9 protein-coding genes are annotated in these 12,033 nt (G+C 74.6%); 5 read left to right on the top strand and 4 right to left on the bottom strand.

Features of this window, described 5'->3' with window-relative positions; all coding sequences use genetic code 11:
- Positions 1 to 17: 17 nt before the first annotated feature.
- Both ABD361_RS18300 and ABD361_RS18295 read right to left on the bottom strand, forming a co-directional pair.
- Positions 18 to 2,420, bottom strand: coding sequence for a GTPase-associated protein 1-related protein (locus ABD361_RS18300; protein WP_344436464.1), 2,403 nt, complete (start codon positions 2,418 to 2,420; stop codon positions 18 to 20).
- 274 nt (positions 2,421 to 2,694) lie between these two features.
- The gene (locus tag ABD361_RS18295; protein ID WP_344436463.1) at positions 2,695 to 3,183 is read right to left on the bottom strand and encodes a MarR family winged helix-turn-helix transcriptional regulator; all 489 of its coding nucleotides are present in this window, start codon (positions 3,181 to 3,183) and stop codon (positions 2,695 to 2,697) included.
- A gap of 128 nt (positions 3,184 to 3,311) precedes the next feature.
- Here ABD361_RS18295 and ABD361_RS18290 point away from each other — a divergent pair, with 128 nt between their 5' ends.
- Complete coding sequence (locus tag ABD361_RS18290; RefSeq protein ID WP_344436461.1) at positions 3,312 to 4,244, top strand: quinone oxidoreductase family protein; 933 nt, start codon at positions 3,312 to 3,314, stop codon at positions 4,242 to 4,244.
- A 223-nt stretch (positions 4,245 to 4,467) separates the two neighbouring features.
- Entirely contained in the window at positions 4,468 to 6,360 is a 1,893-nt protein-coding gene (locus ABD361_RS18285) for an exo-alpha-sialidase (protein WP_425583251.1), read from the top strand.
- Here ABD361_RS18285 and ABD361_RS18280 read toward each other — a convergent pair.
- Positions 6,325 to 7,410 (bottom strand): bile acid:sodium symporter family protein, encoded by a 1,086-nt coding sequence (locus tag ABD361_RS18280; RefSeq protein WP_344436460.1) that lies wholly within the window; start codon positions 7,408 to 7,410, stop codon positions 6,325 to 6,327. The two genes, ABD361_RS18285 and ABD361_RS18280, sit on opposite strands and share 36 nt — an antisense overlap.
- A 105-nt stretch (positions 7,411 to 7,515) precedes the next feature.
- On the opposite strand from ABD361_RS18280, the gene ABD361_RS18275 reads away from it, so the two are divergent.
- From ABD361_RS18275 to ABD361_RS18265, 3 genes are all read left to right on the top strand, one after another.
- On the top strand, positions 7,516 to 8,388 hold the full coding sequence (locus ABD361_RS18275) for a LysR family transcriptional regulator (RefSeq protein WP_344436459.1): 873 nt from the start codon (positions 7,516 to 7,518) through the stop codon (positions 8,386 to 8,388).
- Between the two features lie 177 nt (positions 8,389 to 8,565).
- Positions 8,566 to 10,389, top strand: coding sequence for an AMP-dependent synthetase/ligase (locus ABD361_RS18270; RefSeq protein WP_344436458.1), 1,824 nt, complete (start codon positions 8,566 to 8,568; stop codon positions 10,387 to 10,389).
- A 94-nt stretch (positions 10,390 to 10,483) separates the two neighbouring features.
- Positions 10,484 to 11,326, top strand: a complete 843-nt coding sequence (locus ABD361_RS18265) for an aldo/keto reductase (RefSeq protein WP_344436456.1) — start codon at positions 10,484 to 10,486, stop codon at positions 11,324 to 11,326.
- A 94-nt stretch (positions 11,327 to 11,420) separates the two neighbouring features.
- Here the strand turns inward: ABD361_RS18265 and ABD361_RS18260 are convergent, their stop codons facing one another.
- Positions 11,421 to 11,726, bottom strand: coding sequence for a 4a-hydroxytetrahydrobiopterin dehydratase (locus ABD361_RS18260; protein ID WP_344436455.1), 306 nt, complete (start codon positions 11,724 to 11,726; stop codon positions 11,421 to 11,423).
- Positions 11,727 to 12,033: the final 307 nt, after the last annotated feature.

Here is a 12,033-nt window from a genome sequence, read left to right as displayed (position 1 = left end):
GGGGCGCCGTGGTGAACCTAGGGGCGCGGGCCGCGCGTCGTGCGCCAGCGGCCGCCGAGGCGGCCGAGCACGCCGAAGCGGTCCCACTCGTGGAAGATCTCGGCCCATTGGCCGCCGACCTGCCGCAAACAGCGGCGGATCTCCTCGATCTCCTCGGTCGTCATCCGGCGCACCTCGGGCCGCAGCACGCCCGACAGCAGGTCGGTGCGGATCTCGTCCCAGACCGGGCTGAGGTCGGGCGCGGTGTGCCAGGCGACGAAGCACACGGCGGCGTAGGTGGGGGTGCGGTGCAGCAGTTCGCGTACCCGTTCGCCGCGGGCTTCGTCGGCGTACGCGGCGAGGAGGTGCTCGTCCTCGGAGTGGACGAGGTCGGGCAGTTCGGTGGGGGCCGGGGGCGGGTCCATGGACAGCAGGTGCCGGGCGAGGGCGTCGCACAGCCGCTCGTCGATGCCGGCCTCCAGCGGCCGGGCCTGGCGGCGCAGGGCGACCACGCGGGCGGTGCAGCCGGGCACGGCCTCGCCGCGGGCGAGGGCGCCGGCCTGTTCGAGCAGGAGCAGGGCGGCGCGGCGGCGGGGGTCGAGTTCGGCGCCGCCGGCGAGGGCGCCGCGCAGCAGCTTCCCGGCGAGGGCGGGGGCGACCGGGTCGTGGGGGCCGCTGGTGAGGGCGGCCCGCATGAAGGGCTCCTCCAGGCCGGCCGCGTGGTGGGCGCCGGGCGGGATGCCGTCGAGGAGGGCGTCGGCTTCCGTGGTGGTCAGGGGCGCGTCGCCCCACACCAGGCGGAAGGCCGTGCGCAGGACGGAGGGGGCGTCCTGGTGGTCGGGGCCGGCGGTCTTCATCAGGACGTGCAGGAGGGCGGGGCGGTCCTCCTCCGGATCGTCGGCGCCGCCGGGTCCCGCGTACGGCGGGAGGGCCGCGGCCATGGCGGCGGCCATGCTCAGGTGGGGCCGGCCGGCGAGGTCGGCGCCGGGCAGCTCCGCGGCGAGCAGGCGGGCGATGGGGCGCGGGTCGTCGGTGGCGGCGGTGTGGTCGAGGGAGTCGAGGACGGCGGTGCGCAGCCGCGGGTGGGCGTCGATGGCCGCGCGGACGACCTTGTGGTCGGGGGACGCCTCGTTGAGCAGGGCGGTGGTCAGGCGGGCGGTGAGCACGGGCATGACCGGGCTGTGGTCGACGCGCAGGGCCTCGGCCAGGCGCAGCAGGGTCAGGAAGCGGACGAGGGGCGTGTCGGAGGTTTCGGCGGCGCGCTGGAGCTCGGTGCGCAGGTCGCGCTTGAGGGGGGCGACGGCCGTGCGGGTGCCGGGTGCGCACAGTTCGTCGGCGAGCGAGGCCAGGACGGTCCATTCCTCGGGGGTGCGCTCGGTGCCGCCGGCGGCGACGGTGGCCAGCAGCCGTGTCCGCACGGTGGTGTCGAGGCTGTCGCCGGGCTTGTGGGTGCGGGCCCACCGCGCGGCGGCCGTACGGCCGTTCGAGTCGAGGGGGATGCCCTCGCGGGCGGCGAGGGCGGCGAGCCGGTCGGCCTCTTCGGCGGCGCCGCGGCCGGCGCCGAAGGCGGGGGCGGCGGTGCGGCGGGTGGCCTCGGCGAACAGGGCGGGGCGGCCGGCGAGCCAGATGCGTGCGGCGACGGCGGCCCACAGGTCGCGTTCGGCGCGGGCGGGGCTGGAGGGGCCGCCGGTGCAGTCGTGGACGCGGTAGCGGTGCTGGGCGGCGGCGGAGACGAACTCGAAGCGGGCGTCGGGGAAGATGCCGACGATCTGCTGCCGGGCCAGCATGGGGTGGCGGGTGTAGGTGGTGAAGGTGAGCCGGTCGGCGAGGTCGCGTGGCAGCACGGCGCTGGCGACGGCGATCCAGTGGGCGATGGCAGTGCTGTCCCGCTCGACGACGAGGATCTGCTGGGCGTCGGGGGTGCGGAAGAGGGTGCGTACGTCCGTCAGGAAGGGTTCGAGGCGCTCGGCTCGGGCCCGGACGAAGTCCAGCAGGCCCTTCTTGTCGATGAGCCGGGCCGGGACGACGGCGGTGAGCGGTTCGGGCACCCCGCCGTCGGGCGTCCGGTCCGACCAGGAGGGCGACTCCCACGCCTCGATGGGCAGCAGCCCGCCGGGCAGTCCGCCGCCCTCGGGCAACCGTACGGCGTGGGCGTGGAAGTTGCCGTGGCGGCCGACGCGCCCGGGCCCGGTGCGCACGGTGCGGCACAGCAGCCGGCTGCCGTCGGAGAGGCGGTTGTGGCTGAACGCCACGGGAAACGCGGCCAGTTCCTCGGAGGAGGGGCACTCGGGGGCATCGGCCGGGGGCTCGTAGCCGATGAGGTGCTCCGCCTCGCCGAGCAGGGTGATGGGCAGTTCGGGGCTGGCGGCGGTGAAGCGGAACCCGGATCCGTCGGCGCTCGTGGTGGCGGTCGAGGTGTAGTGCAGTTGCTGCAGGTTCACGCGACACCCCGTTCCGCCCTGGTCCACTGGTGGCTTGTCCGCCTCGTCCTCGTCTGCCTGCCCCGCCGGTGCCGTGCCGTACCGCACCGGGCGTCCACGCCGCCGGTTTGCGCCGCTTGAGCCCTGTGTAAGGGCAGCGGGCGCCGTCGGGTCGCCGCCACGCCGCCGCGTCCGCGGCTCCCCTCCGCCGCCCCACTTGCGGGTGACATCCCACCAGATCCGGCGGACCGCCGTCCGGGCTTTCGGGGGACTGCCGGCTGCGGCTCCCCCGCCTTCAGCTCCCCTCCTGGTCGGCCACGCGGGCGAGGAGCGCGAGGAAGAGCTCGCGCTCGGCGGGGGTGAGGCCGGCGAGGAGGGCCTCGTTGGCCTGCTCGCCGAGCTCGGCGAGGCGGGCGAGGCGGTCCCGGCCGGCGGGGGTGAGGGCGATGGCGTTCTTGCGCCGGTCGGTGGGGTCGGGGCTGCGGGTGATCAGCTCCTGCGCCTGGAGGTCGTTGAGGATGCCGACCATGTCCTTGGGGTCGAAGCCGGTGGTGCGGCCGAGCTCGGCCTGGGCGACGGGGCCGAGGTCGGCGACGGCGCAGAGCACGGCGTGGTGCTGCATGCGCATCCCGTCCTCGGCGAGCGCGTCGGTGACGAGCCGGCGGCCGCGGGCGGAGGCGCGGTTGAGCAGCCAGCTGGGGAGGGTGCGCAGCCGCGCGAGGGCGGCCGGCCCGGCCGCGGGCCGCGCGGCCGTCACTCCTGCGGGGGAAGCCTTGTCTGCCATGGCACGAGCCTAACGGAAACCATTGGACTTCCCAATGAAGGCGAGTATCGTGGGGGTTACCAACGTTGGGGCCCCCAACGAATGGCTATCGGTCTGGTGTGCCTGTTCATGGGAGGGGTGCGTCGCTCATGCGTCGTGTGCGGTATTACGAGAACGGTGGGCCCGAGGTGCTGCGAGTGGAGGAGACCGAGGTGCCCGTGCCCGGCACCGGCGAGCTGCTGGTGCGCACCGAGGCGATCGGCGTCACGCTGCCGATGGTCCGCAAGGTGCGCGCGGGCGGGCTGCCGCTGCCCGGCGGCCTGGGCGGCGAAGTGGCGGGGGAGGTCGTGGCCGTGGGGCCGGACGTCACGGGCTTCACGGTGGGCGAGCGGGTCACGGGGCTGTGCTTCGGGGACGCGTACGCCGACTACTCCCTCCTGCACACCGCCATGGCCTCGCCGGTGCCGGCGGGCGCGAGCGCGGTGGACGCGATCGGGCTGGTGCGGGGCGGGCTGGTCGCGCGGGGCGCCCTGGAGGCGGCCAGGCCGCAGCCCGGCGAGTCGGTGCTGGTGACGGCGGCGGCGAGCGGGGCCGGGCACCTGGCCATGCAGCTCGCCCGGGCCCACGGTGCCGGGCGGGTGGTGGCCGCGGTGGGCAGCGCCGCCAAGGCGGACTTCGTCCGCTCGCTCGGTGCCGACGAGGTCGTCACCTACCAGCAGGAGTCATGGGGCGAGCCCGTCGACATCGTGCTCGACGCCGTGGGCGGCGAGCTCCTCGGACCGGCGGTCGCCGCCCTGGCCCCGGGCGGGCGGCTGGTGGCCTACAGCTCGGGCGGCGGCACGGTCGAGGCGTACGACCTGCTGGTGGGAGCCAAGTCGGTGATCGGCTTCCAGATGGCCCTGATCGCCCGGAACCGGCCGCAGCTGATGGAGCGATGGCGGCAGGAGTTGTGGGAGCTGTTCGCCACCGGCCGTATACGTCCCCGAGTCCACGCGGAGCTGCCGCTGGAGGACGCGGCGAAGGCCCACGAGATCATCGAGGGCCGCGCCAACCGGGGCAAGGTGGTCCTGCGGCCGGTGTGAGCACCGCGAGTTGTGCTTGAGGGGAGGAGATCCGCCGCATACGGTGGCCCACCGGACACGTGGGGCCCACGAGGGCCCTGACGCGAAGGGACGGGCCGTGACGGCGCACTCTCCCACCGGCGGCCCGCTCCCCGGCACGGGGCCGTACCGCTTCCGTCTCCCCCACCGTCCCCTCCCTCCGTACTGCGCCGACCGGCTCGCCTCCGGTACCCGGGCTCTGGCGCTGTGCACCGCCCTGCTGCTCCTCCTGCTCCGGCCGGCGCCGACCGGAGCCCTCGTCCCCTCGCGCGCCACGCCGTCCGGACGGTCCGGGCCGTCCGGACCGTCCGCGCCCGAGGAGGCCGGCTTTACGGAGCGCGTGCTCTTCCGCGCCGACCAGGACCCGGGCTACGCCTGCTATCGCATCCCCGCCCTGGTGACCACCAACCGGGGGACCCTGCTCGCCTTCGCCGAAGGCAGGAAGGACAACTGCGGTGACGCCACCGGCATCGACATCGTGCTCAAGCGCTCCACCGACGGGGGGCGCACCTGGGGTCCGCTGCAGATCGTGGACCCCGGCGAGGAGGACACCCACGGCAACCCCGCCCCCGTCGTCGACCGGACCACCGGCCGGATCGTGCTCACCAGCACCTACAACGAGGGCCGGGACGACGCGGGCAACTGCGAGGTGCCCTGCGACCGGACGCCCCATGTGCAGTACAGCGACGACGACGGGCTCGGCTGGTCGCGACCGCGGGACCTGACGGCGCGGATCCGGCCCCCGCAGTGGAACTCCTGGTACGCCACCGGCCCCGGGCACGGCATCCAGCTCGCGCACGGGCCGCACCGCGGCCGCCTGCTGATCGGCCTCAACGCCGAGAGCCACGACGGGGAACGCGTCAGCGCCAATCACGCGGCCCTCGCCCTGAGCGACGACGGCGGGCGGCATTGGCGGCTCGGCGCCGTGGACACCCACCCGGTCGGCGCCGACGGGACGTACCGCCAAAAGCCCTCCGAGCTCACGTTGGCCGAGCGCGGCGACGGCACCGTCTACGTCCAGGGGCGCGAGCAGGACGGTACGGAGCTGGGCAACCGCGACGAGGCCGTCAGCCGTGACGGCGGGGAGAGCTTCGCCGCGCCGTTCCGGCCGCTGCCCGAGCTCTACTCCCCCATGGTGCAGGGGGCGGTGCTGCCGCTGCGGCCCGGCCGGTGGCTGCTGTCGCTGCCCGCCGACCCCGACCGGCGCCGGAGCATGACCCTGCGCTCCTCCTACGACGAGGGCCGCACCTGGGAGGGCGTGGAGCGCGGCCGGCGCGTCACCGCGGACTGGTCGGGCTACTCGGACATGACCGTCACGACCGACGGCAGCGCCGGGCTGCTGTACGAGGCGGGGAAGGCGGACGCCCGCCAGGAGATCCGCTTCGCCCTGGTCGGCGAGCGGTGGCTGGGCCCTCGGCGCGGGCCCGGTCCCACGACCCCGGACCGGGGTGCGGGTGCCGCGGGGGCGGAGGTGTTCGGCGGGGCACGGGCGGTGCGGGGGCGTTTCGGCGGCGGCCTGGAGTTCGACGGGCAGGACGACGCCGTGCGGGTGCCGTACCGGCCGTCGCTGCCGCTGGACGAGCGGGACTTCACCGCGGCGCTGTGGTTCCGCTACCGGGCGGGGGAGGTGCACGACGAGCAGCCGCTGCTGTGGATGGGTGGGGTGGGCGGAGCGCCCCAGGTGGTGCTGTCCGCGGAGCCGGGAACAGGGCGCGTCACCGGCCGGACGACGGTGAAGGGGCCGGGGCCGGGGCCGTCGCGCACGGCGACGGTGCGCTCGGCCGGCGGGTACGGCGACGGGCGCTGGCACCACGCCGTCCTGCGCCGCACCGGGAGGCTGCTGGTGCTCACCGTCGACGGGAGCCGGGAGTCGGTGCCGGGCGTGCCGGGTTCGGTGAGCCGGACCTCCCCGTTCGGGGTGCACCTGGGCCAGCGGCCGGATGCCCGGGGGTTCCTGACGGGCGCTCTGGACGAGGTCCGGGTGTACTCGCGGGCCCTGACGGATGCCGAAGTGACGGCACTGGGGGCGCGGAACGCGGCCGCGGACCGCCGGGAGGCGGTGCTATGGCTGCCGCTGGACCAGGTCGGCCGCGGCTGACCGGTCCTGCCCCTGCTCCGGCTCCGACTCGCGCTCCGGCCGCTCCGGCCGGTCCGGGCGCTCCAGCCGCTCCTGCTGGCGGGCGAAGTGCTTGGCGAGCACGGCGCCGACCATCAGCTGCATCTGGTGGAAGAGCATCAGGGGCAGCACCGCCAGGCTCGCCTGCGCCCCGAACAGCACGGTGGCCATCGGCAGCCCGCCGGCGAGGCTCTTCTTGGAGCCGGCGAAGGTCAGGGCGATGCGGTCGCCCCGTGGGAAGCCGAGCCGGCGTGCGCCGTGGGTGGTGAGGGTGAGCATGAGCGCCAGCAGGGCACCCTCGACGACCACCAGGGCGCACAGCTGCCACGGCGTCACCTGGTGCCAGACGCCACGCGTCATGCCGGCGCTGAACGCGGCGTACACCACGAGCAGGATCGAGCCACGGTCCACCAGTCCCAGCGCGGACCGGTGCCGGCCGAGCGGTCCGGCGAGCCAGCGGCGGGTGAGCTGGCCGGCCACGAAGGGCACGAGCAGCCGCAGCACCACGGACACCAGCGAGTCCGCCGAGACGCCACCCCCGCTGCGGCCCAGCAGCAGGGCCGCCAGCAGCGGGGTGAGCACGACGCCCACCAGGGTGGAGTACGTACCGGCGCAGATCGCGGCGGGCACGTTGCCGCGGGCCACGGAGGTGAAGGCGATGGAGGACTGCACGGTGGACGGCACCAGGCACAGGAAGAGCAGCCCGGTGTACAGCCCGGGGGTCAGCACATGGGGCACCAGAGCGCGGGCGGCGAGCCCGAGGAGGGGGAAGACGGCGAAGGTGCAGGCGAGGACCGTCAGGTGCAGACGCCAGTGGCGCAGCCCCGCCACGGCCTCGCGGGTGGACAGCCGTGCGCCGTAGAGGAAGAACAGCAGGGCCACGGCCCCGGTCGAGATCCCGTCGACGGCACTCGCGGCCGCCCCGCGGGCGGGCAGGAGCGCCGCGAGCAGCACGGTGCCGAGCAGGGCGGCTATGTAAGGGTCCAGCGGCACACGGCGCAGCAAGGGGGGCAAGGACGGGAGAGGGGGCATGGCCTCAGCCTTCCTGCCCGCCGGCCCATCGGGAACCCTGTTCACCCCACTCACTGTTATCACCAATCCCGATAACCAAGGCCCGGGCGGCTACGCTCACGGAGCATGTTCGATCCCGTACAGCTGCGGGCCTTCCTGGCGGTGGCCCGGACCCTCAGCTTCACGCAGGCCGCCCGCCGCCTGGGGGTACGTCAGTCGACGGTCAGCCAGCAGATCCGCCGGCTGGAGGAGGCCGCCGGGCGGCAGCTGTTCTCCCGCGACACCCACGGCGTGGCCCTCACCGAGGACGGCGAGGCGATGCTGGGCTTCGCCCGGACGATCCTGGAGGCCCACGAGAAGGCCGCGCAGTGGTTCTCCGGTACGCGGCTGCACGGCCGGCTGAGGTTCGGCGCCTCGGAGGACTTCGTGCTCACCCGCCTGCCGGAGGTGCTGGAGGCGTTCCGCCGCGAGCACCCCGACGTCGACCTGGAGCTGACGGTCGGGCTCTCCGGCGTGCTGCTCAAGCAGCTCGCGGCCGGCCGGCTGGACCTGGTGCTGGCCAAGCGCGACCCGGGCGAGCCGCACGGCCGCCTGGTCTGGCGGGACCGGCTGGTGTGGATCGGCGCGCAGGGGCTGCGCCCCGACCCCCGCCGCCCCCTGCCGCTGGTCGTCTTCCCGCCGCCGGCGATCACCCGCGCCCGGGCCCTGGAGGTGCTCGGGCGGCACGGCCGGGCCTGGCGGGTGTCCTGCACCAGCGGCAGCCTCAACGGGCTGGTGGCCGCCGCCCGCGCCGGGCTGGGCGTGATGGCCCACGCGCAGGGCATGATCCCGCCCGGTCTGGCCCCGGTGCCCTCCCGCGCGGGCCTGCCGGACCTCGGCCCCGTCGACGTCGTCCTGCTGCACGGGGCCGGCACGGGGCGCGACGCCGCGGTGCGCGGCAGCGCGGAGGCGCTCGCCGACGCGATCCTGGCGGCCGGCGACCGTCTGCACTCCCCATGAGCACCACCTCATGAACACCACCGCGCACAGTGAACACGTGCGACGGATTCCGGAGAGATTTCGTGCAGATCCGCTCACGGCGGGCCCCGCGCCGAGACGGTCCGCCGGAAAGGGTTCCGGCCGCGACGGGAACGGGTACGGTCACGGCGCTGTGCGAGCGTCCCGAGGAGCGAGAGGTTGCGCGAGTTCACCGTCCCTTCCCTGGTGACGGCGCCCCACGTCGGAGGGCTGGCGGACGTCGTCTTCGAGCATGCCGCGGCGGACCCGGACCGGGTGGCCCTCGGCCGCAGCACGGACGGCGTCTGGCACGACGTGACCGCGGGCGCCTTCCGGGACGAGGTGCTGGCGCTGGCCAAGGGCCTGCTCGCCCAGGGCGTCCGGTTCGGCGACCGGGTGGCCATCATGTCCCGTACCCGCTACGAGTGGACGCTGTTCGACTTCGCGCTGTGGACGATCGGCGCCCAGCCCGTGCCGATGTACCCCACGTCCTCGGCGGAGCAGGTCCACCGGATGCTGCACGACGCCCGGGTCACCGCGTGCGTCGTGGAGCACGAGGACCACGCGATGACCATCGGTTCGGTCGTCGACCGGCTGCCCTGCCTGGCGCGGCTGTGGCAGCTGGACGCGGGCGCGCTCGGCGAGCTGACCGCCGCGGGGGCGGGCATCGCCGACGAGGTCGTGCACCGGCACCGCATGGCGGTCACGCCCGGCTCGCCGGCGACGGTCATCTACACCTCCGGCACGACCGGCCGCCCGCGCGGCTGCGTGCTCACCCACGCCAACCTCATGGCCGAGACCGACACCATCGTCCGCCGCTACGAGCAGGTCTTCCGGGGCCGGCCGGGCGAGGAGCCGGCCACCTTGCTGTTCCTGCCGCTGGCGCACGTCTTCGGCCGCATGGTGCAGGTGGCGGCCGTCCGGGGGCGGATCCGGCTCGGCCACCAGCCACAGTTGTCGGCGGCCGCGCTGCTGCCGGACCTCAGGGCGTTCCGCCCGACGTTCCTGGCGGCGGTGCCCTACGTCTTCGAGGGGTTGTACGCCGCGGCGCGGCGGGAGGCCGAGCGGGAGGGCCGCGGCCGGCCGTTCGAGAAGGCCGCCGATGTCGCCGTGCGCTACGCCGAGGCGATGGAGGGGAAGTCCTTCGGCACCGGCCCCGGGCCCGGCACCGCCCTGCGGGTGCAGCACCAGGTCTTCGACCGGCTGGTCTACGCCCGGATCCGGGAGGCGCTCGGCGGGCGGGTGCGCTACGCGATGTCGGGGGGCTCGGCGATGGAGCGGCGGCTGGGGCTGTTCTTCGCGGGCGCGGGCGTCACCGTGCTGGAGGGGTACGGCCTGACGGAGACCAGTGGGGCGGCGGTGGCCAATCCTCCCGAGCGTCCCCGGTTCGGCACGGTGGGTCTGCCGGTGCCCGGTACGAGCGTGCACATCGCGGACGACGGGGAGGTGTGGCTGCGCGGCGGGCAGGTGTTCGCGGGCTATCTGGGCGACCGGCGCGAGACCGCCGCCGTGCTGCGCGACGGCTGGCTGGCCACCGGCGACGTCGGCCGCCTCGACGCGCACGGCTATCTGACGATCACCGGGCGGAAGAAGGAGATCCTGGTGACCTCGGGCGGCAAGAGCGTCTCGCCCCTGCTCCTGGAGGAGCGGGTGCGCGCCCACCCGCTGGTGGGCCAGTGCCTGGTGGTGGGCAACGACCGGCCGTTCGTGGCGGCGCTGGTCACGCTGGACGCGGAGGGGGTCGCGCACTGGCTGGCGATGCTCCACCGGACGGCTCCCGCACCGGCCGAACTGGTGAACGATCCGGAGCTGGAGGCCGAGATCCGGCGCGCCGTGGTGGCGGCCAACACCGCGGTCTCCCAGGCCGAGTCCATCCGCGCCTTCCGCATCCTGGCCACCCCGTTCGGCGAGGAGCAGGGGCTGCTCACCCCCACGCGCAAGCTTAGACGCAGGGCGATAGAGCGGGCCTATGCGGCCGACATAGATGCTCTGTACACAAAGTGACGCATGCGACAGCTGCGCCCCGGGAATGCATCCACCGGACCACAGGTTGACCCGTGGAGTAAGTGCTTCCATCCGTACGTAAGGACGACTGCTCGTGAGCAAGGTCCCCAGCATCACCCTCAACAACGGCGTCGAGATGCCTCAGCTCGGCTTCGGCGTGTGGCAGGTCTCCGACGAGGAGGCCACCACCGCGGTGACCACCGCCCTCGAAGCCGGCTACCGCAGCATCGACACGGCCGCCGTGTACGAGAACGAGGAGGGTACGGGCAAGGCCCTCGCCGCCTCGGGCATCGCCCGGGACGAGCTCTTCGTCACCACCAAGCTGTGGAACAGCGCGAAGGAGACCTGGACGCGCGAGAGCGTCCTGCGCGAGTTCGACGCCTCCCTCGCCCGCCTCGGCCTGGACTACGTGGACCTCTACCTCATCCACTGGCCCCGCGCCATGCGCGACGACTACCTGACGATCTGGCGTACCTTCGCGGAGATCGCCGCCAGCGGCCGTGCCCGCGCCGTGGGCGTGTCCAACTTCCAGCCCGCCAACATCGAGCGGGTGCTGGGCGAGAGCGACCTGGTCCCGGCGGTCAACCAGATCGAGCTGCACCCGAACTTCCCGCAGGCCGAGCTGCGCGCCCTGCACGCGCGGCACGGCATCGCCACCGAGGCGTGGTCGCCGCTGGGCCAGGGCCGCGGCCTGCTGGAGGAGCCCGTCCTCGCCCGCATCGGCGCCAAGCACGGCAAGTCCGCGGCCCAGGTCGTCCTGCGCTGGCACCTGCAGCTGGGCAACGTCGTCATCCCCAAGTCGGTGACGCCCTCGCGCATCCGCGAGAACTTCGACGTCTTCGGCTTCGTGCTGGACGACGAGGACATGGCGGCGATCGCCGGCCTCGACAACGGCACCCGTCTGGGCCCGAACCCGGACGAGTTCGACTGGAGCTGACCTCCTGGCCCGATGACCGGGCGGACCCAATGACCCGATGACCCGATGACCCGGCGGCTCCCGGGCCGGCACCGTGCCGGCCCGGGAGCCGGCTTCAGCGTGCCCCGTGCCCGTCGGCGACCGCCTCGATGCGGCGGGCGAGCTCCACGTCCAGGCCGGTGACCTTGCCGCCGACGCTGTGCGTGTTCACCGTCAGGGCGACGGTGTTGTAGCCGAGGGTCAGGTCGGAGTGGTGGTTCAGCTCCTCCTGGATCTGGGCGATGTGCACCACCATGGCCGCGGCCTGGAAGTGCCCGTCGAAGGAGTAGCGGCGCGCGATCCGGTCGCCCTCCAGCGACCAGCCCGGCAGCTCCTGGAGCCGTTCCTCCACGTCCTTCTTCGAGAGCGGTTCGACTGCCATCGCGCACTCCTTGGCGTCTCGTGGGTGTGGGACCGGTGAGGCAAGCGTCCCACGGGACGGCAGCGGTTTCCCGCCAATGTGCGCCGGAGGACACGCATGGGCCGCGACCGCTCTTCCGGGGTGCGTGGGGCGCCCCTATGCTCCGCGCCGGACATGACGGGTTACCGGCGGTAGGGGGCTGGGGCATGGCGGCAGGCACGCGCAGAGGGTTCATCGGCGGGGCGACGGCGCTCGCCGCGACCGCCGCGCTCGCCGGCACGGCCCAGGCCGCGCCCCGCCCGGCGGCCGCCGGGCGGCGGCGGGCCGG

This window comes from Streptomyces luteosporeus (assembly GCF_039532865.1).
GTDB classification, from domain to species: Bacteria; Actinomycetota; Actinomycetes; order Streptomycetales; family Streptomycetaceae; genus Streptomyces; species Streptomyces luteosporeus.
Note: the sequence above shows the minus strand (reverse complement) of the source record. Positions and strands in the feature narration are given on the sequence as shown.

Excerpts from the sequence above, each read along its gene's own strand:
- ABD361_RS18295 (WP_344436463.1), bottom strand. The coding sequence starts at position 3,183 with ATGGCAGACAAGGCTTCCCCCGCAGGAGTGACGGCCGCGCGGCCCGCG.
- ABD361_RS18290 (WP_344436461.1), top strand. The coding sequence starts at position 3,312 with ATGCGTCGTGTGCGGTATTACGAGAACGGTGGGCCCGAGGTGCTGCGA.
- ABD361_RS18280 (WP_344436460.1), bottom strand. The coding sequence starts at position 7,410 with ATGCCCCCTCTCCCGTCCTTGCCCCCCTTGCTGCGCCGTGTGCCGCTG.
- ABD361_RS18275 (WP_344436459.1), top strand. The coding sequence starts at position 7,516 with ATGTTCGATCCCGTACAGCTGCGGGCCTTCCTGGCGGTGGCCCGGACC.
- ABD361_RS18260 (WP_344436455.1), bottom strand. The coding sequence starts at position 11,726 with ATGGCAGTCGAACCGCTCTCGAAGAAGGACGTGGAGGAACGGCTCCAG.